Here is a 24,762-nt window from a genome sequence, read left to right as displayed (position 1 = left end):
GGGACGGGATAGGGGCGGCGGTGGCGTTCAGGCCGCGCGCCGGCCCTGCGCCATGGGTGCGTCTTCCACCAGCGCGCCGTGCAGCGCCTTGATGGCGGCATCGAACCGTTCGACATCGACGACGAACTGGATGTCGACGTTGCGGATCTGGTGCTGCATCGCGTTCACCGTGATCCCTGCGTCGTCCAGCGCTCGCAGCGCATCGGGCATCAGCCCCGGGCGGGCGATATCGCTGCCGATGGCGGACACCATGGCGACGGGATGGGCCGAAATCGCCGCATCGGGATAACGCGCCTGCAGATCGGCGATCACGCGCTTCATCGTCGCCACGTCGGTCGACAGATAATGGGTGATCGTATTGGCGTTGGATGATTTGCTGACGATCCACGCGCCATGCCGGGTCAGCGCTTCCAGGATCGCGGCGTCATAACCCTTCACGCCCACCATATCCTGTTCGAAGAACTGCAGTGCCTGCGCGTGGCGGATGCCGGTTACGATCTCCACGCGCGGGGTATCCGATACATAATCGCCGCAGATCAGCGTGCCTTCATCCTCGCGGTCGAAGGTGTTGCGCACGCGCAGCGGAATATCGGTCTGGCGCAGGCCGCGCCCGGCGCCGGGGTGGATCGCCTCCATGCCAAGATTGGCGAGCTGATCGGCGACGTCATAATTGGTGCGTCCGATCTTGCGCGCCTTGCCGGTGCCGACCAGCTTGGGGTCCGCGCTGGAAAGGTGGAATTCCTTGTGGATGATCGCCTCGCGCGCCTGCGTCAGCACGGCGATGCGCGAAAAGGTCATCTCCGAATAACCGCGCGCGTAACGGCGCACCATGCCCTCGCTGCACCCGGCATAGCCGGTCACGATCGGAAGCGTGGTGGCAAGGTCGATGGTTGCGAAGGCCTGCTCGATCCGCTCGTCCAGATCGCGCATGTCCTCCTGATTCCACAGGCTCAGGTCCACGAAGCGCGCGTTGACGCCGCGATCGCGCAGCAGCAGCGCGGTGCTGTGGGCGCTGTGCGCCTCGCCCGCGCCGGCCAGCAGTTCGCGCACGGTGACAAGCTGTTCCTTGACGCAGAAACGGCCATGGCTGCGCAGGCGCGCCAGATCGTCGAGGCAGGCGGCGATCGTGTCGAGCCGCCGGTCGACGAAGGCATTCGCTTCCGCCAGACTTTCGGGCCGCGCGAACATCTCCGCATTGCGATCGTGCATGGCGGTGCGCACGGCGGCCATCGCATGGCGCCAGCCATCGCCGTCATCGTCGGCCACGAAACGGGCATAGACGCCCGGCTCGCCGCTCTTCTTATGTTCCAGCAGCAGATCGGTGATGCCGGCATAGGCCGACACCACGAAGATGCGGTTGTAGAGATCGGCGCCTTCGCGCCCGGCGATCAGCACATTGTCGAACAATGTCGCGGTGGCGGCCATGGAGGTGCCGCCGATCTTTTCCACGCTATGCGTTCCGGTCATGCCGCGACCCCCGTGATCAGCGGGCCGGCAATCGGGGCGATCGCCGCCGGTTCGCCGCGCGCCGCGATGAAGGACGGGCGTGGCTTGTCGACGCCAAAGGGAGCGGCCAGACGATTGCTCACCGCGTTATAGACCAGAAAGGCGTTGGCGCGCGGGAAGGGCGTGATGTTGCCGTTCGATCCGTGCATGATGTTGCAGTCGAAGATCACCACCGATCCGGGCTTGCCGGTCGGCGCGACGATGCCATGCCGATAGGCCAGCTCGGCCAGGCTGTTCTCGTCCGGAACGCCATATTCCTGCTTCTTCAGCGACATGCGATAATGGTCTTCGGGCGTTTCGCCCACGCAGGTCAGGAAGCTCTGGTGCGATCCGGGGATCAGCATCAGCGGCCCGTTATTCGGCGTGTTCTCCGCCAGCAGGATCGACATGGAAAGCGCGCGCATGCGCGGCATCCCGTCCTCGACATGCCAGGTTTCGAAATCGCTGTGCCAATAGAATTCCCTGCCCTGGAAGCCGGGTTTATAGTTCAGCCGCGACTGGTGGATATAAACCTCGTCGCCCAGCAGGAAGCGGGCGACGTCGGCCAGCCGCCGGTCGGCCGCCAGCCGCGCCAGCGCGTCACTCTGCGCGTGGATCTCGAAGATCGAACGGATTTCGCTGCCGCCCGGCTCGGTGATGATCGTCTCGGCATCGAGCGCATTGGGATCGGCAAGCAGCTTGCCCGCCTCGGTCTGCAGGAAAGTGATTTCCGCGTCCGAAAAAATGTCCTCGAGAACGAGATAGCCGTCGCGGTCGAACTGATCAGCCTGATCGCGGGTCAGCGGCGCGTCCGCGCTCCAGGTGCCATGGACGACCGGATCGTGGCGCGGCAGGAATTCCGCCTCGCCGGCCTTTCGGGACGGGTAGATGTCTTGCAAGGGTAGCTCCCCTTTTCAGTCGGTCTCAATTGGCGAGTTCGGCGGTGCGAACCATGTCGGCCTCCGCCGGATAGGCGCCGTTCTCGTCATGCACCTCGCGGCCGGTGACGGGCGGGTTGAACACGCAGGCCGTCAGAATGTCCGTTTCGGGGCGCACGATATGCTTGTCGTTGGCGTTGAGCGCATACATCACGCCGGGCGCGAGCTGGTGGGTCAGCCCGGTGCCCAGATCCTCGATCGTGCCCGTGCCCTTCAGCACCAGCACGGCCTCCAGATGGTTCTGGTAATGCATGTGCAGTTCCTCGCCCGCGAACATGGTCGTGACGTGGAAGGAAAAGCCCATCGCGTCGTCCTTCAGCAGCAGGCGGGCGCTTTCCCATCCGTTCGACTTCACGTTGCGATCGGATTTGCGGATGTCCTGGAGTTTGCGAACGATCATGGTGTCAAATCTCCTTATTCTGCGGCCACGCCATAGGTGACCGTCAGGGCGGCGCGGATGCACTCCTCCAGGATGTCGAGCCCGGCCGAAAAGACGGCGTCGTCGATCACGAGGGGGGCGAGCACCTTGACGATCTCGTCATGCGCGCCGCTGGTTTCGATGATGAGGCCGCGCTCGAAGCAGGCGGCGGTAACGGATGCGGCGATTTCGCCCGAACCCATGTCGATGCCGCGCATCATGCCCCGGCCGCGCGTGGTGAGGCCGTACTGGCCGGCAATCGCGTCGAGCCGCCGTTCCAGCATGGTGCCACGGCGACGGATGTCCGCCAGGAACTGGCCATCGCTCCAGAAATGGCGGAGCGCCGCCGTGGCCGTCACGAAGGCATGGTTGTTGCCACGGAAGGTGCCATTATGCTCGCCGGGCGCCCATTGGTCGATTTCCGGGCGGAACAGCGTCAGTGCGAAGGGCAGGCCCATGCCCGACAGTGATTTGGCGAGCGTGACGATATCGGGCGTGACGCCCATGCCTTCGAAGCTGAAGAAATGGCCGGTGCGCCCGCAGCCCGCCTGGATATCGTCGACGATCAGCAGCGCGCCGTGGCGCTTGGCGATCGTGGCGATCTTGCGCAGCCATTCGGGCGATGCGGCGTTCAGCCCGCCTTCGCCCTGCACGGTTTCGACCAGGATGGCGGCCGGCGCGTCGAGCCCGCTCGACGGATCGGAAAGCCGGCGTTCCAGCAGATCGGCCGTGTCGACGTCGGGGCCGTAATAGCCGTCATAGGGTTCGTGGGCGACATGGCTCAGCGGCACGCCCGCGCCGCCGCGCTTGGCGGCGTTGCCGGTGCAGGCGAGCGCGCCCAGCGTCATGCCGTGAAAGCCGTTGGTGAAGGCGATCACCAGTTCGCGGCCAGTCACCTTGCGGGCCAGCTTGATCGCCGCTTCCACTGCGTTGGTGCCGGTCGGCCCGGTGAACATGGCGCGATAGTCCAGCCCGCGCGGCTTCAGGATCACATCCTCCAGCGTGCGCAGGAATTCCGCCTTGGCGTCGGTGTGCAGGTCCAGCCCGTGGGTGATGCCGTCGGCGGCGATGTAGTCGAGCAGCGCCTGCTTCAGCACCGGGTGGTTGTGGCCATAGTTCAGCGTGGAGCAGCCCGACAGGAAATCGAGATAACGGCCGCCCTTATTGTCGTGCATCCACACGCCCTCGGCGCGGTTGAACTGGCGAGGCATCGACCGCGCATAGCTGCGCACGGCGGATTCACGGCGTTCGTAAATCGACGTGTCGGGCATCTGGCCCGTGGGCTGGGGAAGGGGGGTGGTCATGTCGCTATGTCTCCGGTCAGGCCAGGTCTGGTCGGGTGTCCCGCGTGGGCAGGCCCGCATGGACAGGCATTGGATCGGCCGGCGCGGATGCCGGCCCGGAAGGTCCGCGTCAGAAGGGCAGCGGGCCGATGCGTGCCTGCCACTCGGTGGCGTGGGCGCCGCCGAAATGCGCATCGCGATCGAAGCGCGTGCTCTTTTCCATCGGCGCGCGCCACCGCCGCGCGAGCCCGTTGAACAGGGCCCAGGATGCGCGATTATCGTCGGTGATCGTGGTGGTGAGGTGCGTCACGCCGGCGGCGGCCGGACGCTGCACCAGCGCCTCGATCATGCGTTGCGCAAGCTTCCGCCCGCGCGCCGCCGGGGCGACCGCAACCTGCCAGACGAAGAAATTGGCAGGATCAGATGGCGGCCGATAGCCGGATACCCAGCCAAGCAGTTCGCCATCCCGTTCCGCGAGGATGCAGGATTCAGCGAAGTCGCTGCATTGCAACAGGTTGCAATAAGCGGAATTGGCATCAAGCGGGGGGCAGGCGGCAATCAGCGCGGTGATCGCGGGGCCGTCTGTCGCGACGGGCCGGCGGAGTGTGAAGTCCTGCCCCTCGCCCTCGATTGGGCACGCAGAAGCCCGTGGCGACCCTGCGGTCGCTGTAGCTTGGGTGTCGAAGATTATTCATCTCCCGAATTATATTCTGGCCGATGTCACGCGGATTGCGGCAAGGGCGGGCGCTATATGCCTGCATGAGCGGTGATCTTCAACCCCCGGCGCCTAAAATATATTTCATTCATCGAAATATATCGGTCGCGGGAATGCGCTGTCGCTCCCTCCGCGATGGCGTCGTTCTGGCAATCCGGCTATGCCGCGCGCCATGGATTCCGAGATCGCATCGCTCACCCTGCGCGCGCTTCGCCGCGTGCTGCGCGCCACCGAAATCGGCAGCCGTCATCTCGCCGCGTCGACGGGGCTCACGCCGTCGCAACTGCTGGTTCTGCGCGAAATCGACGCCAAGGACGCGACCACGCCCGGCGCGGTCGCGCAGGCGCTGCAGTTCAGCCAGGCGACGATCACCACGATCGTCGATCGGCTTGCCGCGCTCGGCTTCGTGCAGCGCCAGCGCAGCGCGCGGGACAAGCGACAGTTCCACCTCAGCATCCTGCCCGCCGGCAAGGCCGCGCTCGCCGATGCGCCGGATCCTTTGCAGACGCGCTTCACCGATCGCTTCGTGCAATTGCCGCCATGGGAACAGGCGATGATCCTGGCTTCGGCCGAACGGCTCGCCACCCTGCTCGATGCCGAAAATATCGATGCCGCGCCGCTGCTGGACAGCGGGTTGATCGATCGGGCTGGGCCAAACTGATCGGGATCAATCAGGTCAACCGTGTGGACGGGCAAGTTGCGATGCAGGTGGTAATCCGGGCGTGCTAATTGTGCGCCCCCTATATTTATAGTAATAGATCCGCCTCAACAGGGGGCGAAATCCTGTTTGATTTCGCAATTTCGGGTGCGCCGCGTTCGTGAACGGGATCGGTTGGCGTGTGTCCGCAAGGTCGGCGATCGCCATCGGTCCAGCTTTATGGGGGGGGACAGGATGGCACGCATTTCAGCGCTGATGGTGATGATGTCTTTCGGGCTGACGGCCGGCTGCGGCAATGCCGGGCCGGGGGATACGACGCTGCGTTACGCGCAGACGGAGGATCCGAAGCAGAGCCTGCTGGTCGAGGCGGCGGCCAATGGCGACATGCGTATCGAGGATGGCGACGGCCGCGCCGTGTTCGTCCGCGATGGCGTGGCCTATGTCGTCGTCACGACGCCATCGGGCGGCAGCGCGGTCGCCAATGTCGATGATTATATGGCGGTCGGTGCCGAGGTCCGCGCCCGGATGATCGCGGCGGGCGTGATGACCGGCGATCGCGATGACACGCGCTATGAAGCGCGGGTCGAAGGTGCGCGGAAGATCGGCGAATGGCAGGGCGATGTCGTGGCGATATCGCCCGTCGACGCACCCGGCGTCACCCAGACGATCGTCATGTCGCCCGATCCCGCGCTGGCCGATGTGCGGGGCGTGGCGGTGAAGGCGCTGGAAACGTTCGAACGTCCGTCGCGCGCGGTGCTCGTCTATCCCGAACAGTTCGTGCAACTGACCACCGCGACGCTCGCGCGCGGCATGCCGATCTCGTTCGATCGCATGGATCTAAAGGAAATCGGCCGCCAGCCGATCGCGGCCGATCGCTTCGATCTCCCGCAAAAGCCCGTGTCCCGCGCCGAACTGCGCGAGGTGATGGCGAATAACTGAGCTTTTGATCGAGTTTCCGATCGCGCGATGCCAGCCGGTCAGCGCTGGCGTCGCGCAACGGGCGCCGCCGGGCAATGTGAACGAAATCGATCACTCTGAGCAGAATCATCGGTTTTGCTACGAGACCGCAACAAATTAGGCCGGCTGCGTCCAAAATGAGCGTGGGAGGCACTATGCGCAAAACATCTACATCCCTGATGGTTCTGATCGCGGCGGCGGGGCTGGCCTCGGCGCCGGCGTTCGCGGCCGAAAAGGCTGATGCGGCGCCCGCAGCCGCTGGCGCGAAGACGGCCGGCATGTCGAACAGCGACTGGTGGCCCCAGCGTCTCGACCTTTCCGCGCTGCGCCAGCATGAAGCGCAGTCCAATCCCTATGGCGCGGATTATGATTATGCCAAGGAGTTTGCGAGCCTCAATCTCGACGCCGTGAAGGCCGATATCCGCAAGGTTCTCACCACCTCGCAGCCCTGGTGGCCCGCCGATTATGGCCATTATGGCCCCTTCTTCATCCGCATGGCCTGGCATAGCGCGGGCACCTATCGCGTCGGCGATGGCCGCGGCGGTTCGGACGGCGGCGAACAGCGTTTCGATCCGCTGAATTCCTGGCCGGACAATGTCAGCCTGGATAAGGCCCGCCGCCTCGTCTGGCCGATCAAGCAGAAATATGGCCGCAAGCTCTCCTGGGGCGATCTGATGGTGCTGACGGGCAATGTTGCGCTGGAGGATATGGGCTTCAAGACGATCGGCTTCGCCGGCGGTCGCGTCGACGCGTGGCAGCCCGATCTGGTGTTCTGGGGCCCCGAAGCCAAGATGATGGGCGATCAGCGCCGCGACGCGAAGGGCAATCTCAAGGGTTCGCTCGCCGCGACGCAGATGGGCCTTATCTACGTCAATCCCGAAGGTCCGAACGGCAATCATGATCCGCTTTCGGCCGCCACCGATATCCGCCGCGCGTTCGGCAACATGGCGATGAATGACGAGGAAACGCTCGCCCTGATCGCGGGTGGCCACACCTTCGGCAAGGCACATGGCGCGCACAAGCCGGACGCCTGCGTGGGCGCCGAACCCACCGTCGCCGGTATCGAGCAGCAGGGCCTCGGCTGGGCCAACAAGTGCGGCAAGGGTAATGCCGAAGACACGGTGACGTCGGGGCTGGAAGGGGCGTGGTCGGCCAATCCGATCCAGTTCACCACCCAGTATCTCGACAATCTGTTCGCCTTTGAATGGGTGAAGGCCAAGAGCCCGGCCGGCGCGACGCAGTGGATCCCCACCGATCCCGCGGCCGCCAACATGGTTCCCGACGCCCATATCAAGGGCAAGACCCATGCGCCGATCATGTTCACCACCGATATCGCGATCAAGGAAGATCCCGGTTTCCGCAAGATCGCCGAACGCTTCCACGAAAATCCCGAGGAGTTCGCCCAGGCCTTCGCGCGGGCGTGGTTCAAGCTCACCCATCGCGATCTCGGCCCGCAGGCCCGCTATGTCGGCAAGGACGTGCCGAGCCAGACCTTCGCCTGGCAGGATCCGCTGCCGGCGGCGAACGGCGCGCCGGCCACCGAGGCGGAGGTCGCCGATCTCAAGCGTCGCGTGCTCGCATCGGGGCTCACCACCGATGAACTGGTGCGCACGGCCTGGGCCTCGGCGTCCACCTTCCGTGGCACGGACATGCGCGGCGGCGCCAATGGCGGGCGCCTGCGGCTCGATCCGCAGCGCGGCTGGGCGGTGAACGATCCGGCGGAACTGGCCAAGGTGCTCACCCGGCTTGAAACGGTCCGCAAGGATTTCGCCAAGGCCGGCAAGCAGGTGTCGATGGCCGATCTGATCGTGTTGGGCGGCAATGCCGCGGTGGAACAGGCGGCCAGCAAGGCCGGCTATGCCGCCAAGGTGCCCTTCACGCCGGGCCGCGTCGATGCGGATCAGGCGCAGACCGACGTCACCTCCTTCGCGCATCTTGAGCCGAAGGCGGATGGCTTCCGCAATTATTATGCGGCGGGGGCGGATGTGTCGCCGGCCGAGGCGCTGGTCGACAAGGCCGACAAGCTGAACCTCACCGTGCCGGAAATGACGGTGCTCGTGGGTGGCATGCGGGTGCTCGGCGCCAATGCCGGGCGGTCGCCGAATGGCATCTTCACCAGCCGTCCGGGCCAGTTGTCGAACGACTATTTCGTCAATCTGCTGTCGATGGACACGGTGTGGTCGAAGTCGGCGTCGGCCGGCCTTTATGACGGCAAGGACCGCGCCAGCGGCAAGGCGAAGTGGACGGCGACGCCGGTCGACCTGATCTTCGGGTCGAATTCGGAACTGCGCGCGGTGGCCGAGGTCTATGCGGCGGACGATGCGAAGCAGAAGTTCGTCGACGATTTCGTCGCCGCGTGGGGCAAGGTGATGAACGCCGATCGCTTCTAAGCGGCGGGTCGAATGAAGGACGGCCCGGCGGCAGCATCACGCTGTCGCCGGGCTTTTCCTTATGGGCCGTAGGTCCGTCCGGTCAGAAACGGGTGCGGATGGTCAGGCCGTAGGTGCGGGGATCGGCGGGCTGCCCCACCACCAGGCCGGTGCTGCCTGATTGGGTTGCCAGTACCTCGTAATAATCCTCGTCAAAGGCGTTGCGGACCCAGAAGGAGGCATCCCAGCGATCATCCGCGCGGAAGCCGATGCGGAAATTGGCGACCGAATATCCGGCGATGTCGGTATAGGCCGATCGCGACGCGTTGGACGAGAATTTCGACCGGTAATTGCCGTCGAACGCGGCATAGGCCTCGCCATCCAGTCCCAGCAGGGCAACCGGCAGGCGATATTCCGCGCCATAGGAAAAGGCCCATTTCGAGATACCGGGCAGCCACTGGCCGGAAATGTCGCAATTGGCCGGGCTGATCCCGCCGGGCGTGCCCGGCGCGCTGGGCGTCTGGCCCGGCTGCGCGGCGGTGCCGCCGGCCAGTTCGGGCGGGCAGGGGGCATCGACGAACTTCACATATTCGTGATCGGTGAAGGCGCCGCTGGCATAAAGCGAAAGGCTGTCGACCGGCCGTACCGAGAAGTCGGCCTCGATTCCGCGCACGCGCACCTTGTCGGCATTGGCGAGGTAGCCGCGCAGCACGCCGAGCTGGCCGTTGGTCACGGTCGCCTGATAATCGCTGATCTCGGTCCAGAAGCCGGCGACGTTGAATGTCGCGCGGCGATCCCAGAACTGGGTTTTCAGGCCGATTTCGAAATGGTTGACGTCTTCGGGCTTCACCGTTTGGGCGCTCAATATCGGCGTATTGTTGGCGTCCAGCGGCAGGCCGGCCAGGTTGATGCCGCCCGATTTGAAGCTCTTGGCATAGGTCGCATAGCCGAGCACGTCGTCGGCGATCTCGTAGGACAGGGTGAAATCGCCCGAGATGTTCCAGTCGCTGAACTTGGGCGAATAGCTTTGCGGCGGCAGCGTGGCGCACTGGTCGCGCGTGACGCTGTTCGTCGGCGCCGGGTTGCAGACCAGCAACTCACCCGTGCCCGTATGGACGACGGCTTCATAGCTGCCCGATTTCCTGTCGTAATTCACGCGCACGCCGGGTTGCAGCTTCAGCCGGTCGGTGACGTGCCAGCTCAACTGGCCGAAGGCGGCGAGGCTCGTCGTCTTCAGCAGGATGTCGTTTTCCGAGCGCAGGCCGTCCAGCACCGCCGGGTTGTTCGCGTTCGCGCTGGTCGGGTTGAGCAGCCAGCGGCTCGCCGCCGGGCCCTGTTCCTGCGCGCCCGTGGTGTGCTGGCGCTGGTGATAAGCGAACAGGCCGACGACATAATCGATCCGATCGCTCGTCACGGCGTAACGGAATTCCTGCGAATATTGATCCTGTTTCGATGGGTTGGCGGAAATGGTGGTGATCGGCAGGCCGGTGAAGTCGCGGTCGTTCGAAGGCCCCCAGTTCCAGAAGCGCCAGGCCGAAACCGATGTCAGCGTGCCGGGGCCGAGATCCCATTCCGCGCGCAGCGATACGCCGCCGATTTCCTGATAGGCGTCCAGCGCGGAATCGAGGTCGGTCAGCCGGTCGAACGCGTTGGTGCTGGGCGGGGCGTAGTTGAACGCTGCGGCCAGCGCGGCGAACTGGCGGCTAAGCGGCCGCTGCGTCGCGCCGGTGCGGACATAGATCTGCGCGCAGCATTCGGGATCCTGCCGGTTATAGTCGGCCGAAAGGGTCAGGTCCAAAGCGTCGGTCGCGCGCCACAGCAGCACGCCGCGCAGGCCCAGATTGTCCTGTTCGTTCACCCAGCGATCGGTGGCGACATTGTAGATCGTGCCGCGCCGGCTGCCTTTGGATGCGGCCAGCCGCACCGCCAGCCGGTCTTCCACCAGCGGGCCGGAAACCGACGCCTTGGCCTGAACGAATTCCAGATTGCCGACGGTGATTTCGGCGCGTCCCTCGAAGTCGAAGCTGGGCGCGCGGGTGGTGATGTTGATCGCGCCCGCCGTCGTGTTCTTGCCGTAAAGCGTGCCTTGCGGGCCGCGCAGCACCTCCACCTGCTCGACATCCAGGAAGTCGAACGTCGCGGCGGCGATGCGGCTGTTATAGACCTGATCGATATAGACGCCGACGCCCTGTTCGATGCCGTCATTGGTCAGGCCAAATGGCGCGCCCAGGCCACGGATATTCGCGGCGGAATTGCGTGGATTGCTCGAATAGAATTGCAGCGATGGCTGCAGCTGCGTGATGCGGCTGACATTGAAGCTGCCCGTCCCCTCGATCGCGCGGGAATCGAGGACGGAGATCGCCAGCGGCACATCCTGCGCGGCTTCCTGACGGCGGCGCGCGGTGACCAGGATATCGCCCGGCAAAGCGGGGTCGGCCGCCGCGTTCGCCGCCGCGTCTTCCGGCGCATTGTCCGCCGTGGCGCTCCACGCCGGGGTCGCCGGCGCCGTCGTCGCCAGCAGCGCGCCGATCAGCAGGGATGTCGGATTGGATTTTCGCATGATTCCCCCTTGAAAACTCTTTCAAAAAAGTAGACAAAAAGCCCGCAATTCTCGCGATTCCAGCGGGCGAGGGTGCGTGCTCGCATCCCCCGCCGTCGGGCCGCGCCACCCGGCGGAACCGGGCGACCGGGGAGGAGCTTATTGTCTATTAAAATGATAGTCTATTCGGTGGGGCGGTGCTCTCGACCGTGATGCGACATAAATAATAAGAAAAACAATATATTATGGCGCACTCATACTTATTGTTTGGATGCGACGTGGTCAGCTTTAGCGCCGGTCAGTGCAGCCGCGCTGCGAGGAAATCGACGAATGCGCGCACCCGCGCCGGTGTGCCGGGACCACCCATGAACAGCGCGTGGATCGGCTCGACATCGCCGGGGTTGAAGGCTTCCAATATCGGCACCAACTGCCCGTCGGCGATCTCGCCCGCGACGCCGAACGTGCCGACGCGCGCAATGCCGACGCCGGCGGCGGCCAGTTGCCCCAGCGTCTCGCCGTTATTCGCCTCGATATTGCCCTTCACCGACAGCGCGAAATCCTGGCCGTCACGACGGAAGGGCCACACCGGCTCGGCGCGGCGGAAGTTGAAGTTCAGGCAATTATGGTGGTGGAGGTCCTCCGGCTGCTGTGGCGTGCCGTGGCGGGCAAGATAAGCGGGCGATGCCACGATCACGCGGCGGCTTTCGCCCAGCTTGCGCGCCGTCAGCAGACTGTCGGCCAGCGGGCCGAAACGGATGGCGACATCGGCCTGGCCGCCGGCGATGTTCACCAGCGCGTCGCTCAATGCGATGTCGATCAGGATGTGCGGGTAGAGCGCGGCGAATTCGCCGAGCAGGGGGACGATGCTGAGCCGACCGTGCGAATGGGCGGCGCTGATCCGCAGCCGGCCGCGCGGCGCGCCCTGATCGGCGATCTGCTGTTCGGCATCGTCCAGGTCGTTCAGGATGCGGCGGGCGGCCTGAAGATAGGCCTGGCCCTCGGCGGTCAGCGAAAGCGCGCGCGTCGTGCGCAGCAGCAGGCGCACGCCCAGCCGTTGCTCGATCCGGTCGATCGCGCGGCTGACGGCGGATGGGCTGAGATCGAACAGTCGTCCGGCGGCTGAAAAGCTGCCCTGTTCAGCCACCGCCGCGAACAGCGCCATCGCACGCGCGCGATCCGCGCCACTGGCAACCTTTGCATCCATTGCAAAAATCCTTCGCTTCATGGGGCGCTAGTTAGGTCATGCATCCGCATCCATCTGTGCGCCCGCATAGCAATGGAAGGGTGGAACATGGAATATCGGCAACTCGGATCGTCGGGGCTGCGCGTCTCCGCGCTCAGCTTCGGCACGGGGACGTTCGGCGGCAAGGGCCCGCTGTTCAGCGCCTGGGGCCAGAGCGACGCGACCGAAGCACGGCGCCTGATCGACATCAGCCTGGATGCCGGCATCAATCTGTTCGACACCGCCGATGTCTACTCGGCCGGCGCGTCGGAGGAGATTTTGGGCCAGGCCATTCGCGGGCGGCGCGATGCTGTGCTGATTTCCACCAAGACCGGACTGCCGATGGACGATGGCCCGCTGGATTGGGGCGTTTCGCGCGCGCGGCTGGTGCGCGCTGTCGAAGATGCGCTGCGCCGGCTGGGCACGGACCATATCGACCTGCTTCAGCTCCACGCCTTCGATGCGTCGACCCCGGTGGAGGAGCTGATGGCGACGCTCGACATGCTGATCGCGGCCGGCAAGCTCCGTTATGCCGGCGTCTCCAACTATCCCGGCTGGCAGCTGATGAAGGCGCAGGCGGTGGCCGATCGCCATGGATGGCCGCGTCTTGTGGCCCATCAGGTCTATTATTCGCTGATCGGCCGGGCCTATGAGGCGGATCTGATGCCGCTCGGCCGGGATCAGGGCGTCGGCGCGCTGGTGTGGAGCCCGCTTGGCTGGGGGCGGCTGACCGGCAAGATCGGCCGCGATCGGCCGGTGCCCGCCGGCAGCCGGCTGCACGAAACCGAACAATTTGCGCCGCCCGTCGAAACCGAACTGCTCTACCGCGTCGTCGATGCGCTAGAAGCGGTGGCGGCCGAGACCGGGAAAAGCGTGCCGCAGATCGCCATCAACTGGCTGCTCCGGCGTCCCACGGTGTCCTCGGTCATCATCGGTGCGCGCAACGAGGATCAGCTGCGGCAGAATCTGGGCGCGGTCGGCTGGGCGCTGACGGGCGAACAGATCGCCGCGCTCGATGCGGCCAGCGACGTGCTGCCCGCTTATCCGCACACGCCCTACCGCCAGCAGGCGGGTTTCGCCCGCCTCAACCCGGCGATGGTGTGAGGACGGCCGCGATGAAGCTCAATCCCGGATTGATCGCGCTCGCGGTGGGCGCATTCGGCATCGGCGTCACCGAATTCGCGCCGATGGGCCTGCTGCCGGTGATCGCCGCCGATCTCGGCGTTTCGATCCCCACGGCCGGCCTGCTGATCAGCGCCTATGCGCTGGGTGTCGTGCTCGGCGCGCCGCTGGTCACGCTCACCACCGGCTCCGTGCCGCGCCGGACGCTGCTGATCGGCCTGGCGGGCATCTTCACGCTGGGCAATCTGCTCGCGGCGATGGCGGATGGCTATGCGATGCTGCTCACCGCCCGCATCATCACCTCGTTCAACCATGGCGCGTTTTTCGGCGTCGGATCGATCGTCGCGGCGGGGCTGGTGGCGCCGGAACGCCGCGCGGGCGCGGTCGCGGCGATGTTCATGGGGCTCACCATCGCCAATGTCGTCGGCGTCCCGCTGGCGACATGGGCGGGCGAACATCTCGGCTGGCGTGCATCCTTCTGGGGCATAGCCGGGCTCGGCGTGGCGACGATGGCCGCGCTCCGGCTGACATTGCCTGATCTCCGCGCGCCCGAAGGCGGGGATCCGCTGGCCGAGTTGCGCGTGCTGGCCCGCCGCGACGTGCTGGGCGCGCTGGGGCTCACCATCGTCGGGTCGAGCGCCATGTTCACGGTGTTCACCTATATCGCGCCGATCCTGCGCGAAGCGACGCACGCATCGCTCGGCTTCGTCACCACGATGCTCGTCACCTACGGTCTTGGCCTCACCGTCGGCAACTGGCTGGGCGGGCGCTTCGCGGATCGTTCGGTGGATCGCACGCTGATCGTCACGCTGGGTTCGCTGGCGACGATCCTCGTCGCCTTCGCGCTGCTGATGTCGCACGCCGGGGCTGCGGCGGTGCTGATCTTCCTGTGGGGCGTGGCGAGCTTCGCGTTGGTCCCGCCGCTGCAGGTGCGGGTGATGCGCGCGGCGGCCGATGCGCCCAATCTGGCCTCGTCGATGAACATCGGCGCGTTCAACCTTGGCAATGCGCTGGGCGCGGCGCTGGGTGGTGGCGTCATCGCGGCCGGGCTCGGCTATCCGATGGTCGCGCTGGCGGGGGCGGCGACCTCGGCGATCGGGCTGGTCGCCATGCTCGTCACCGTCCGCCGCGCAGCCGCTGGGGAAGGGCGGCTGTGCAGCGCGTCCGGCCCGGCGCTCGACGGCTGAACACCGCCGGACGCCGGGCGGTGGCGTGGCGTTCTATGCCGCCAGCACGCGGCCCACGGTGGCATGGCCGCGCAAAGTGGACCGGTGGACGATGCGCAGCACGTCCACCGGATGTCCCATCGCGCAGTGCATCATGCGGTAATTGTCCCACAGCACGACATCGCCTTCCTGCCAGTCATGCTGATAGATGAAGCGCGGCTGGACCACCGCGTCGATCAGCGTCCGGATCAGCGCGTCGCCTTCGGCTTCGTCCATGCCGATAATGCCCTGAATGTTGAGCGGGCACAGGTTCAGGATCTTCGCGCCGGTGATCGGGTGCTGCCACACCAGCGGCCGGGCCAGCGGCGGATAATCGGGGAAGGCGGCCTTCGTCTCGCCCACCCGCGTGCCGCCGGGATTGCCGAACTTCATCTGGGCCAGATCGGCGCAGAAGGCGAACCGCGCCTCAAGGCCGTCGATCCGGCGCTTCAGCCCTTCGTCCAGCGCGTCATAGGCCAATGCGGTGTCGAGCCAGGCCGTGCTGCCGCCGGTTTCGGCCTTGTGCACCATGTTGAGCAGCGCGCCCGCATTCGGCACCGGCTGGAAGGCAAGATCGGTATGCCAGGGGATACGGCCATAGGTCGGCACGCCGTCAAAGGCATAGACCGGGCCGCGCAGCCCGCCCTGATTGGTCAGCAGGATCAGTTCATCATGTCCGTGCAGCCGCAGCGCCTCGATCGGATGGGGTTCCAGTTCGCCGAAGCAGCGGCTCAGCTTCAGCAGCGCCTCCGGCTCGGTGCCGACGCCGCGAAACAGCACGACGCCCGCCGCGCGCCAGATATCGACCAGCCGTTGCCTGGTCTCCTCGCCGATCTCGCCTGCCAGATCGAGTCCCAGCACTTCCTGCCCGATCGTCGGCAGTGCCTTGGTGTGCAGCATGGCGGTCGCTCTCCTCTTTTTATGCGACCATCATGATCGTGGCTGCCGCCCGGCGAATGCTCCATTTGGACGGCGAACGCCGCCGCTATGACGCTTTCAGCATCCCGTTCATGGCGAGCCACAAGCGGAAGCTTTCCAGCCAGCCTTCGGTCGTCGTGCCCGCAATGCCGACACCATAGCCGTGGCCGCCGCGCTGATAGGCATGAAGCTCCACCTTGCCGCGCGCGGCGATCCAGCTTTCGACAAGGCCGTAACCCATGCGGCCGAGCAGCGGATCGTCGACGGCGAGCGCCACGAACATCGGCGGTGCATTGGCCGGCACCTCAACTCGCCCCATCGACGGGTAGATCGGCGCGATGAAGGCGGGCATGGCGGCGGCATCGGCCTGCTGGGCGGTGGCGATGGTGGTGATCGCCCCGGCCGAAAAGCCCATCATGCCGACGCGCTTGGGATCGACGCCGAACTCTGCCGCGCGTGCCCGGATCAGGCGGATCGCCGCCAGCCCGTCGTCCACGGCATATGGCGGCGTTGGCAGCGCGCGGTGCTGGTCCGGACCGGGGGCAGCCTTGCGCATCACCTCCGCCATTTCCCGGCCGAACTCCGGCCAGGATGGCGATGTCGGCACCAGCCGATATTTCAGTACGAAGGCGGCGATGCCATGATCGGCCAGCCAACGCGCGACGGGCCAGCCTTCCTGATCCATGGCGAGCGTGCGGAACGCGCCGCCCGGTGCCACCACCACGGCGGCCCCGGTGGCCTTGTCCTTCGGCGGCAGAACCGGGGTCAGCGTCGCTTCGGTCACGTTGCGTACCGAAAGCTTGCCGCCCTGGCGCGACCAGATTTCCGGCCCCTTGGCATTGGGAACGCCGCCGGTCCCCAACTTGATCGCTGCCGGATCGTTCGGCGCGGGCACGGTCTGCGCAACGGCCGGGGCTGCGATGTGGAAAAGCAACGCGGCGAGCAGCAGTGCCATCGGGCCTTTCGTGCGCGCGGCATTGGCATCATGCGACATGCTATCGGCTCCCATAAAAAAACAGGGCGACGCATCGCGTCGCCCCAGTGTCCGGGTGGCCGCCCACTCCGATTGGAGGAGAGGAAGGCGGGCGCCACCCGCCCCGGATCAGAATTTGAAGCTGGTCGTCACGCCGAACTCGCGCGGGTTGGTGGCGTTGATCAGGCGGTAGCCGGAATCATAGGGCGTGCCCGAAAGCGTCGGCTGCAACGCATTGCCCTGCGAAATGCTGGTGATGCGCTTCTGGTTGAGCAAGTTCTTGGCGAACACCGTCACTTCCCAGCGCGCATCCGGGCCGCGCAGGCCGGTGTAGAGGTTGAGCAGCTCGCGGCTCTGATAGTCGAACGCCGCCCGTTCGGAGAAGACGCCCGGCCGATAGGTGAACAGCGCGCGGACGAACGGTTGCAGGTCGCCCGTGCCGAAGCGCAGCTCGCTGTTCGCGGTCAGGCTGAAGTCGGGCGTGTCGGCCAGCCGGTCGTCGCTGGCGCAATAGCTGATATTGCCGCCCCCGGTGATCGCGGGCGCCCCGTTCGAATCCGGCGCGCCGTCGCCGTTGAAGTCGTTGCAGGGCAGCAGCGCGTCGTCATAGCGCGCCTTGATGTAGGACGCGCTGACCGAGAAGTCCCAGGCGTCGACCGGCCGGCCGGCCAGCGTCGCCTCGACGCCCTTCACCGTGGCATCGCCATTATAGTTGAAGTCGAAGGCGCCATCGACGATGCCGTCGGGCGGACCCGAAGGCACGCCAAAGGCATCGCGCGTGCCGAAGTCGTAATTGATGCCGGGGAAGCGCGCGATATAGCCGTCGAACTTCTGGTAGAAGGCCGAGATGTTGAACGTCAGCCTGCGATCGAGGAAGGCGGTCTTGACGCCGATCTCGAAGGCGTCCGACTTTTCCGATCCGGTCTTGATCAGGTCGTTGCTGATGTTGGCCGGCACGCTCACGCCGGCCGTGCCCGCGCGGAAGGATCGGCCATAAGCGGCATAGGCCGTCACGTCGTCGGAAAATTCGTAGGTCAGCGTCGCGCCGCCGGTCAGCGGATGGTTGACCGTCTTGGCCAGTTCCGGCGGGATCAGGTCGGTCGGCGGCGGCGATGGGAAGGCCGGCGACGACAGGTTCAGGATACCCTTCTGGATATTCTTGAGATTGCCGTAGCGCGCGGCCACTTCCAGCCGCAGCGCGTCGGTGAACTGGAAGCTGCTGCTCGCCGCGATCGACCAGGTGCGGTTGTTGACCGGCACCAGCGTGTTGGCGGTGATCGGCAGGAACAGGCCCATCGACGTCGGGAAATTGCCGAAGAATTGGTCGGACTGCTGCGTCACCGTCACGTCGCCGGTCTGCTTCGAATAGAAGGTTCCGATCGACCAGTTCCAGAAGCTGTTGCCGTTCGATGCCAGCCGCAGTTCGGCGGTGTCGACATTATAGGGCGTCCGCACACTCTGGATGTTCACATAGTTCGGCACCTGATTGGCCGAATCCATGTCGCCCATCTGCTTCAGCACCGTATATTGGTGCGCGCCGGTGAAATAGAGCGTGGCCGGGCCGAGATCCCAGTCGAACGCCAGGTTCACGAAGTGCGATTCATTCTGGTAGCGGCGAATGCCTTCCGCGACGGACAGATAATCGTCCACGTCGGCGGGCGGGCCGCTCAGCGTCGGGTCGAACTGCGCCGGCGCGTTGCCGGGCCCGAACACCTGCTGCTGCTGGCGGTTGTCGGCATGCAGATACTGGTAGGTCAGGGTGGTGTTGAACGTCTCACCCGGCTGCCAGCTCAGCGAGATACGGGCGCTTTCGGTCCTGCTCCGCGATTTCTCGTCACGATTGACATTGTAGAGCTGGTTGAGGCGGTTGCCGTCGACCAGTGCTGCAACGCGCACGGCCAGCTGGCCGGGGATCAGCGGAATCGAAACGCCGCCCTGCACGTTATAGGCAGCATCGTCGGTCGCGGTGGCCTGCGCATAGCCGTTCACTTCGTCCAGATCGGGCCGGCGGGTGCGGAAGGTGATCGCGCCGGCGGGCGATGTGCGGCCGCGCAGCGATCCCTGCGGCCCGCGCAGCACTTCGATCTGTTCAAGATCGTAGATCGCGGTGAAGGCGGTCTGCGCGTCGATCGGAATGTCGTTGAGATAGATGTCGACCGCGGGCGACGTGCCCTGATCGGGGGTGAAGGTGATGCCGCGCAGCGTGGCGGCATTGCTGCGGCCGTCGCTGTTGGTCAGTTCCAGGCTTGGCGCGAGGCGCTGGATGTCCTTGGCGTCGAACAGGTTGAGCTGTTCGATCTGCTTGCCGGTGACGACGTTGATACTCATCGGCACGTCCTGCAGCGCGCGCGCCTCGCGCGTTGCGGTGACGACGATCTCGTCAAGCTCGCCGGCTGTCGGGGGGCTGCTGGCGGATTGCGCCGCGGCGGCCATCGGAACCATCGAAACACCGGCGCTCAGCGCCGCGAACAATACGGACTGCGTACGGAACCTCATCCAATCCTCCCCAGGTGGAAGGACTCGTCGCCCTCTCTTTGCGTCCGCGAACGGCCGAGGCTTAGCGAGTCCTGACTAACTTATGGCGTGGCACTCAAAACATGACAACAACCAATCGTATTCGATCAAAACTGTTCATTGGGTTGCCGCCGCCGCGCCGTGGCGCGGGCGGCAAGTGTCAGAAATCGAGTTCGAAGCTCTGGTCGAACCGAACGAACCGGCGGGCGATCTTCCAGCCGTCGGCAGTCTTGACCACCGTGTCGCTCATCCGGCCGCTGGTCACCATCTGCGCGGTCAGCGCCTTGGCGCCGGCATTGACGTTGAGGAAGCAATATTGGGCGACGACCGCGCCTGCGCGCTCTTCGATGTAGAGGTTGAAATTATAGTGGCGGTTCTTGCCGGCGGTCTGCGCGGCGGATTCCTGGGCATGCGCGATCTGGGCGGGGATGCCCTGATAGCTGATCGCCAGCCCATCCAGTTCGGTTTCGATTTCCGGCACGTAGAGCTTTTCGAGCGCGGCCCAGTCGGCATAGTCCGAACAATGGGCGAAGCGGGCGATAAGCTCCGCGATCGCGATCTTGTCGTCGGCGGTCAGGTTTCCCATGGCTTCTCCTCTCTGGTCCTGCCGCTCACGCCTTCAGGCGCGGCGGGGCGATGCCGGCCCGTTCGCACGCGAAATCGAGCAGGGCGGAATAATCCTTCGTGGCGAAATCGGTGGCGCGCGCGCCGCCGAACACGGCGTGGGCGGCAGCGCCGACAGGCAGGCCGATCCGTTGCTCGGCCGCCGCCGTCATCGCCAGCGACATGTCCTTGAAGGCCAGGTCGATGGTGAAGCCAGGGGTGACATCGCCCTTCAGCACCTTGTTCACCATCAGCGTATGCAACTGGCCGTTCTGCGCGGTGGTGGCGCCGGTCACGTCGCGCATCGTTTCGATGTCGAGGCCGAGCTTGGTGCCCAGCGCGATCGCCTCGGCACACACCTCCGCCACCGTCAACAGCAGGAAATTGTTGATCACCTTCATGCGCGATCCCATGCCAGGCGCGCCGCAGCGATGGATGGCGGTGCCCATCGCGTCGAGCAGCGGCTTCACCCGATCGAACGTCGGGTCGTCTGCGCCGACCATGAACAGGGATTCGCCGCGTTCGGCGTGCAGCACCAGCCGGCCGACCGGGCAGTCGGTGAAGGCGATGCCGCGTTCCGCGCAGGCGCGCGCCACGCGATCGGTGCCGTTGGCGTCGATGGTCGACATATCCATCAGCACCGCGCCGGCATCGATATTGGCGAGCACGCCGTCCGCGCCCAGCACCACCGCTTCGACATGCGGGGTGGCGGGCAGCATCGTCACCACCACGTCGGCGCCGCGCGCGGCATCGGCGATCGAAGCGGCCTTGCGCGCGCCCAGCGCCGCCAGCTGGTCCATCCGCCCGGCATCGAGGTCGAATACGTTGAGGTCGAAACCCTTGCGTTGCAGATTGGACGACATGGGCAGCCCCATCGCACCCAATCCGATAAACCCTATCTTGATGGCCAATGCTCTCTCCCTCGCGTCAGTCGACGCCGTGATTGATGTATGCGGTCTTGATTTCGGTGTAGAATTCGGCGCTTGCCGTGCCCTGTTCGCGGCCGCCGAAGCCCGATGGCGCCCGGCCGCCAAACGGCACATGATATTCCACCCCGGCGGTCGGCGTGTTCACCGTCACCAGCCCGGCCGTGGATTCGCGGCGATACCGCTCCGCATGCTTCAGGCTGGTCGTGGCGATGCCGGATGAAAGCGCGAGTTCGCAATCGCGCGCGACCGCGATCGCTTCGTCGAAATCCTCGACCTTGATGACGCCGGCGACGGGGCCGAACACCTCTTCGCGGTTCAGTTCCATCGCATTGTCGGTGTTCAGGAACAGCGTGGGCGCCAGGAAATGCCCGCGCGTCCGCGCCTCGACCAGATGGCCGCCCGTGGCGAGTTCCGCGCCGTCCGCCTTCGCGCGCTGGATGAAGCCCATATTCTTGTCCAACTGCGCGGCATTGGCGACGGGGCCGATCTGCGTCGCGGCATCCAGCGCATGGCCGACGCGATAGCCCGAAACCGTCTTCACCAGCCTGTCGACGAAGGCGTCGTAAATGCCCTTGGTGACGATGATCCGTTCGGATCCCGTGCAACGCTGGCCGGTCTGCCCCCAGGTGCCCTGCGCTGCGGCTTCCACTGCAACGTCGAGATCGGCGTCGTCCAGCACGATGAACGGATTCTTGCCGCCCAGTTCCAGCTGCACCTTGGTCATCGTCGGCGCGGCCATCTGCAGGATGCGGCGGCCGGTGGGCGTGGCGCCGGTGAAGGTCACCGCATCGGCCCCGTCGACAAGCGTCTGGCCGATGGCGCGGCCGTCGCCCAGCAACAGGTTGAACACGCCCGCCGGCACGCCCGCCTCGGCCAGCATCTCGGCCAGCAGGATCGCGCAGCCCGGCGTATATTCGGACGGCTTCAGGATGATCACATTGCCGTAAGCGAGCGCGGCGGCGACCTTCCATGCCGGAATGGCGATCGGGAAGTTCCACGGCGTGATCGCGACGACGACGCCCACCGGCTCATAGCTTACGATCACATTGTGGCCGGCGCGCAGCGATTCATGCCACTGGCCGGGATGGCGCAGCGTCTCGCCGGCGAAATAATGGAACACCTGTGCGGCACGGATCGTCTCGCCCACGCCCTCGGCCAGCGTCTTGCCTTCCTCGCGCGCCAGCAGCGTGCCGACCTCGGTCGATCGGGCGAGCAGCATGTCGCCCACCTTGCGCAGCATATCGGCGCGCTGCTGGATGTTGCTTCGCGCCCAGCCCGGCAGCGCCTTGCGCGCGGCAACCAGCGCCTCCTCGGCATCGGCCAGGCTCGCCTGCGGATATTCGCCTACCGTCTCGTCCAGGTCGGACGGGTTGATCGTCGGGATCAGCGCCCCATCGGCCCGCCAGCTACCGGCGATATAATGTCGGCCACGCATCACAAAGTCTCCGCTACGATGCCGTCGGTCTTCAGCCGGGCAATCTGTTCTTCGGTCAGCCCCAGCCGTTCGGCGAGCACCTCGGCCGTGTCCTCGCCCGAACGGGGCGGCGCGCGGCGATAATCGACCGGCGTGCGCGACAGCTTGGCGGGGTAGCCGAGCACGCTCACCTCGGTGCCGTCGGATCGCGACAGGCGGTGGATCAGGCCGCGTGCGGCGATCTGCGGATCGGCCAGGATTTCGGGGATTTCGTTCACCTTGCCGCCCGGCAGCTTGGCGGCTTCCATCGCGGCGATCAGGTCGGCCGATTGCCAGCGCGCGATCGCGGGGCGCATGGCGTCCTGCAATTCCTTGCGGTGCCGGTTGCGGCCGGCATTGTCCACGAAGCGGGGATCGTCCGGCAGGTCGGGCAGGCCGATCAGCGCGGTGAAGGCGCGGAACTGCCGGTCATTGCCCAGCGCCACCAGCACGTCGCCGTCGGCGCAGGCGAAATCCTGATAGGGCACGGTGTTGGGATGCTCGTTGCCCAGCCGGCGGGGCATCAGCCCGCCGTTGAGATAGTTGGATGCCTGATTGGCAAGCAGCGAAACCTGCGTGTCGAGCAGCGCGCAGTCGATATGCTGGCCCAGCCCGGTGCGGTGGCGGTTCTCAAGCGCGGCGAGCATCGAGATCGCGGCATAGAGCCCGGTCACGAGATCGCTGATCGGGATGCCCACCTTCATTGGGCCGCCGCCGGGTTCGCCATCGGCGCGGCCGGTCACGCTCATCAGGCCGCTCATTCCCTGGATCAGGAAGTCGTAGCCGCCCCGATCGCGATAGGGCCCGTCCTGGCCGAAGCCGGTGATCGAACAATAGATCAGGCCGGGGTTGGTCGCGCTCAGCGACGCGTAATCGAGGCCGTATTTGGCCAGCCCGCCGACGCGGAAATTTTCGACCACGATGTCCGACTGGGCGGCCAGCTGGCGGATCAGCTCGGCCCCCTCGGGGTTGGCGAGGTCCACCGCGATCGACCGCTTGTTGCGGTTGGCGCAGAGGTAATAAGCGGAATCGCGCGATCCGTCCTCCAGGAAGGGTGGGCCCCAGCGCCGCGTGTCGTCGCCCTGGCCGGGCTGTTCCACCTTGATCACTTCCGCGCCCAGATCGCCCAGGATCTGGCTGGACCAGGGGCCCGCCAGCACGCGCGAAAGATCAAGCACCTTGATGCCGGCCAGCGGGCCGGACGCCGTGTCCGTCATTGCCGAAACCCCTGCGAGCGTTCTGATGGCTGGTGCAGGCGCGACCGGGACGGGCACGAAAGGCGCAAGTCAGTTCTCCGTTTGATGGGAAGGGAAGGGCGGCGGGCCATGTGCAGGCCCGCCACCATCGCGCCCGGGATCAGGCGGCGAGTTGTTCCTGATGGGGCCCAGGGGCTTCGGCGGGATAGATGCGCGGCGTGCCGAGATCGTAGATCCCGGTCAGCAGCTTGATGAAATCCCGGTCGCGCAGCGGATCGGTCGGCACTTCAAAGCTGTGGCCGCGCGCGCGCATGTCGGCGATGAACATGTCGAACACCTGATCGTGGGTCAGGTCGTCGCTATGTTCCATCACCATCTTCAGTTCGTCGAAGTCGGAATAGACCTCGGCGCCCCAGTGGACCAGGAAGCGCATCTCGCTCGCCGGGATCTTCTGGATCACATCGCCGGCGGTCGTGATCTGCCAGCCATCGGCCACCGCCGGATCGGCTTCGAAGAGCGATTCGAAGGCCAGCCCCTTGGGCAGCCGCTGGTCGATCGGGCCGTTGGCCTCGCCCCGGTGGTACATCATCTCGTTCTGGACGACGACGGCGCGGTTCCACATCGGCGCGGCTAGGCGCTTGGGTTCGGCCAGCGGCCCCTGCGGCCAATAGGTAAAGCCGCCGCCGATCGTGCCCTTGTAGAACCAGGCGATCACCTGCGCCTTCTTCATCAGCCAGTGCTGGAACAGGCCCGATTTGGTCATCGTGTTCATCAGCCAGATCGGCGTGTTCTTCTGGTCGATGCCGCGAAACTGGGTGGCGTCCAGATGCGCCGGATCATAGCTGTGCGCCGGGCCCTGGATGTTGAACAGCATATTATCCGGCCGCGCATAATCGGCATTCCAGTAGGAACGCGCCCGCGCCAGGAAATCCGAATTGTGGAAGCAATCCTCCAGCTCGGGGTAGAGGCAAGTGCCATATTTGGCGAAATAGCCACGGAAAGTCGGCGTCAGGAACATGTCGAAGGTCGGCGTCACGCCCTCGGGCATCGCGCCGGACATGGTGGCGATCACTTCTTCGGCCGATGCGAAATGCTGCGCCAGGATCAGCTGCCACGGGCCTTCGCGGCGCACGACGTCGATCATGCGGGCATGTTGGTCGTCGCTATAGGCGCCGTCGACGACGCGCGGTTCGGATACGGGGCGGATAACGGACGCAAGATCGGTGGGCATTTCCGGTTTCCTCTCGATCTGATTTATGAGTGAG

Annotated in this window: 20 protein-coding genes; 5 read left to right on the top strand and 15 right to left on the bottom strand. The window is 65.7% G+C overall.

Annotation, left to right across the window (positions count from 1 at the left end; translation table 11 throughout):
* Positions 1–27: 27 nt before the first annotated feature.
* The 5 genes from CHB74_RS05495 to ectA all read right to left on the bottom strand — a co-directional run bounded on the left by CHB74_RS05495 (position 28) and on the right by ectA (position 4,755).
* Complete coding sequence (locus CHB74_RS05495) at positions 28–1,467, bottom strand: aspartate kinase (protein WP_089218624.1); 1,440 nt, start codon at positions 1,465–1,467, stop codon at positions 28–30.
* Positions 1,464–2,384 (bottom strand): ectoine hydroxylase, encoded by a 921-nt coding sequence (gene thpD, locus CHB74_RS05490; RefSeq protein WP_089218623.1) that lies wholly within the window; start codon positions 2,382–2,384, stop codon positions 1,464–1,466. Before thpD ends, CHB74_RS05495 begins: the two co-directional genes overlap by 4 nt.
* 25 nt (positions 2,385–2,409) lie before the next feature.
* Positions 2,410–2,823, bottom strand: coding sequence for an ectoine synthase (locus tag CHB74_RS05485; RefSeq protein WP_089218622.1), 414 nt, complete (start codon positions 2,821–2,823; stop codon positions 2,410–2,412).
* A gap of 14 nt (positions 2,824–2,837) precedes the next feature.
* Complete coding sequence (gene ectB / locus CHB74_RS05480; RefSeq protein ID WP_089218621.1) at positions 2,838–4,145, bottom strand: diaminobutyrate--2-oxoglutarate transaminase; 1,308 nt, start codon at positions 4,143–4,145, stop codon at positions 2,838–2,840.
* Positions 4,146–4,254: 109 nt separating this feature from the next.
* Entirely contained in the window at positions 4,255–4,755 is a 501-nt protein-coding gene (gene ectA / locus CHB74_RS05475) for a diaminobutyrate acetyltransferase (protein WP_089218620.1), read from the bottom strand.
* A gap of 256 nt (positions 4,756–5,011) precedes the next feature.
* On the opposite strand from ectA, the gene CHB74_RS05470 reads away from it, so the two are divergent.
* The 3 genes from CHB74_RS05470 to katG all read left to right on the top strand — a co-directional run bounded on the left by CHB74_RS05470 (position 5,012) and on the right by katG (position 8,844).
* Positions 5,012–5,500 carry a MarR family winged helix-turn-helix transcriptional regulator gene (locus CHB74_RS05470; protein ID WP_089218725.1) on the top strand — a complete coding sequence of 163 codons (489 nt, stop codon included), beginning with the start codon at positions 5,012–5,014 and terminating at the stop codon, positions 5,498–5,500.
* 231 nt (positions 5,501–5,731) lie between these two features.
* A complete protein-coding gene (locus tag CHB74_RS05465; protein ID WP_089218619.1) occupies positions 5,732–6,436 on the top strand; it encodes a hypothetical protein in 705 nt (234 codons plus the stop codon).
* A gap of 197 nt (positions 6,437–6,633) precedes the next feature.
* Complete coding sequence (gene katG, locus CHB74_RS05460) at positions 6,634–8,844, top strand: catalase/peroxidase HPI (protein WP_425442239.1); 2,211 nt, start codon at positions 6,634–6,636, stop codon at positions 8,842–8,844.
* Positions 8,845–8,926: 82 nt separating this feature from the next.
* Here the strand turns inward: katG and CHB74_RS05455 are convergent, their stop codons facing one another.
* Both CHB74_RS05455 and CHB74_RS05450 read right to left on the bottom strand, forming a co-directional pair.
* Positions 8,927–11,383, bottom strand: coding sequence for a TonB-dependent receptor (locus CHB74_RS05455; RefSeq protein ID WP_089218617.1), 2,457 nt, complete (start codon positions 11,381–11,383; stop codon positions 8,927–8,929).
* A 277-nt stretch (positions 11,384–11,660) separates the two neighbouring features.
* Complete coding sequence (locus CHB74_RS05450) at positions 11,661–12,566, bottom strand: LysR family transcriptional regulator (protein WP_089218616.1); 906 nt, start codon at positions 12,564–12,566, stop codon at positions 11,661–11,663.
* An 87-nt stretch (positions 12,567–12,653) separates the two neighbouring features.
* Between CHB74_RS05450 and CHB74_RS05445 the strand changes: the two genes are divergently transcribed.
* Positions 12,654–13,688 (top strand): aldo/keto reductase, encoded by a 1,035-nt coding sequence (locus CHB74_RS05445; protein ID WP_089218615.1) that lies wholly within the window; start codon positions 12,654–12,656, stop codon positions 13,686–13,688.
* 11 nt (positions 13,689–13,699) lie between these two features.
* Positions 13,700–14,893, top strand: a complete 1,194-nt coding sequence (locus CHB74_RS05440) for an MFS transporter (RefSeq protein WP_089218614.1) — start codon at positions 13,700–13,702, stop codon at positions 14,891–14,893.
* Between the two features lie 33 nt (positions 14,894–14,926).
* Here the strand turns inward: CHB74_RS05440 and CHB74_RS05435 are convergent, their stop codons facing one another.
* The 8 genes from CHB74_RS05435 to CHB74_RS05400 all read right to left on the bottom strand — a co-directional run bounded on the left by CHB74_RS05435 (position 14,927) and on the right by CHB74_RS05400 (position 24,728).
* Positions 14,927–15,811, bottom strand: a complete 885-nt coding sequence (locus tag CHB74_RS05435) for a TauD/TfdA dioxygenase family protein (RefSeq protein WP_089218613.1) — start codon at positions 15,809–15,811, stop codon at positions 14,927–14,929.
* A gap of 85 nt (positions 15,812–15,896) precedes the next feature.
* On the bottom strand, positions 15,897–16,823 hold the full coding sequence (locus tag CHB74_RS05430) for an alpha/beta hydrolase (RefSeq protein ID WP_089218612.1): 927 nt from the start codon (positions 16,821–16,823) through the stop codon (positions 15,897–15,899).
* Between the two features lie 108 nt (positions 16,824–16,931).
* A complete protein-coding gene (locus CHB74_RS05425) occupies positions 16,932–19,298 on the bottom strand; it encodes a TonB-dependent receptor (RefSeq protein ID WP_089218611.1) in 2,367 nt (788 codons plus the stop codon).
* Positions 19,299–19,476: 178 nt separating this feature from the next.
* Positions 19,477–19,902, bottom strand: coding sequence for a nuclear transport factor 2 family protein (locus tag CHB74_RS05420; protein ID WP_089218610.1), 426 nt, complete (start codon positions 19,900–19,902; stop codon positions 19,477–19,479).
* Positions 19,903–19,927: 25 nt separating this feature from the next.
* Positions 19,928–20,830, bottom strand: a complete 903-nt coding sequence (locus CHB74_RS05415; protein ID WP_245842651.1) for an NAD(P)-dependent oxidoreductase — start codon at positions 20,828–20,830, stop codon at positions 19,928–19,930.
* 16 nt (positions 20,831–20,846) lie between these two features.
* Positions 20,847–22,283, bottom strand: a complete 1,437-nt coding sequence (locus CHB74_RS05410; RefSeq protein WP_089218608.1) for an aldehyde dehydrogenase family protein — start codon at positions 22,281–22,283, stop codon at positions 20,847–20,849.
* Positions 22,283–23,518, bottom strand: coding sequence for a CaiB/BaiF CoA transferase family protein (locus tag CHB74_RS05405; RefSeq protein WP_089218607.1), 1,236 nt, complete (start codon positions 23,516–23,518; stop codon positions 22,283–22,285). The genes CHB74_RS05410 and CHB74_RS05405 overlap by 1 nt, the downstream gene beginning before the upstream one ends.
* A 139-nt stretch (positions 23,519–23,657) precedes the next feature.
* Positions 23,658–24,728, bottom strand: a complete 1,071-nt coding sequence (locus CHB74_RS05400) for a hypothetical protein (protein ID WP_089218606.1) — start codon at positions 24,726–24,728, stop codon at positions 23,658–23,660.
* Positions 24,729–24,762 lie beyond the last annotated feature (34 nt).

The organism is Edaphosphingomonas laterariae (genome assembly GCF_900188165.1).
GTDB lineage: Bacteria > Pseudomonadota > Alphaproteobacteria > Sphingomonadales > Sphingomonadaceae > Sphingomonas_E > Sphingomonas_E laterariae.
The sequence above is the reverse complement of the archived record's forward strand: the minus strand, read 5'-3'. Positions and strand labels throughout refer to the sequence as shown.

Excerpts from the sequence above, each read along its gene's own strand:
- CHB74_RS05495 (WP_089218624.1), bottom strand. The coding sequence starts at position 1,467 with ATGACCGGAACGCATAGCGTGGAAAAGATCGGCGGCACCTCCATGGCC.
- CHB74_RS05485 (WP_089218622.1), bottom strand. The coding sequence starts at position 2,823 with ATGATCGTTCGCAAACTCCAGGACATCCGCAAATCCGATCGCAACGTG.
- ectB (WP_089218621.1), bottom strand. The coding sequence starts at position 4,145 with ATGACCACCCCCCTTCCCCAGCCCACGGGCCAGATGCCCGACACGTCG.
- CHB74_RS05470 (WP_089218725.1), top strand. The coding sequence starts at position 5,012 with ATGGATTCCGAGATCGCATCGCTCACCCTGCGCGCGCTTCGCCGCGTG.
- CHB74_RS05465 (WP_089218619.1), top strand. The coding sequence starts at position 5,732 with ATGGCACGCATTTCAGCGCTGATGGTGATGATGTCTTTCGGGCTGACG.
- katG (WP_425442239.1), top strand. The coding sequence starts at position 6,634 with ATGGTTCTGATCGCGGCGGCGGGGCTGGCCTCGGCGCCGGCGTTCGCG.
- CHB74_RS05455 (WP_089218617.1), bottom strand. The coding sequence starts at position 11,383 with ATGCGAAAATCCAATCCGACATCCCTGCTGATCGGCGCGCTGCTGGCG.
- CHB74_RS05450 (WP_089218616.1), bottom strand. The coding sequence starts at position 12,566 with ATGGATGCAAAGGTTGCCAGTGGCGCGGATCGCGCGCGTGCGATGGCG.
- CHB74_RS05445 (WP_089218615.1), top strand. The coding sequence starts at position 12,654 with ATGGAATATCGGCAACTCGGATCGTCGGGGCTGCGCGTCTCCGCGCTC.
- CHB74_RS05440 (WP_089218614.1), top strand. The coding sequence starts at position 13,700 with ATGAAGCTCAATCCCGGATTGATCGCGCTCGCGGTGGGCGCATTCGGC.
- CHB74_RS05435 (WP_089218613.1), bottom strand. The coding sequence starts at position 15,811 with ATGCTGCACACCAAGGCACTGCCGACGATCGGGCAGGAAGTGCTGGGA.
- CHB74_RS05430 (WP_089218612.1), bottom strand. The coding sequence starts at position 16,823 with ATGTCGCATGATGCCAATGCCGCGCGCACGAAAGGCCCGATGGCACTG.
- CHB74_RS05425 (WP_089218611.1), bottom strand. The coding sequence starts at position 19,298 with ATGAGGTTCCGTACGCAGTCCGTATTGTTCGCGGCGCTGAGCGCCGGT.
- CHB74_RS05420 (WP_089218610.1), bottom strand. The coding sequence starts at position 19,902 with ATGGGAAACCTGACCGCCGACGACAAGATCGCGATCGCGGAGCTTATC.
- CHB74_RS05410 (WP_089218608.1), bottom strand. The coding sequence starts at position 22,283 with ATGCGTGGCCGACATTATATCGCCGGTAGCTGGCGGGCCGATGGGGCG.
- CHB74_RS05405 (WP_089218607.1), bottom strand. The coding sequence starts at position 23,518 with ATGACGGACACGGCGTCCGGCCCGCTGGCCGGCATCAAGGTGCTTGAT.
- CHB74_RS05400 (WP_089218606.1), bottom strand. The coding sequence starts at position 24,728 with ATGCCCACCGATCTTGCGTCCGTTATCCGCCCCGTATCCGAACCGCGC.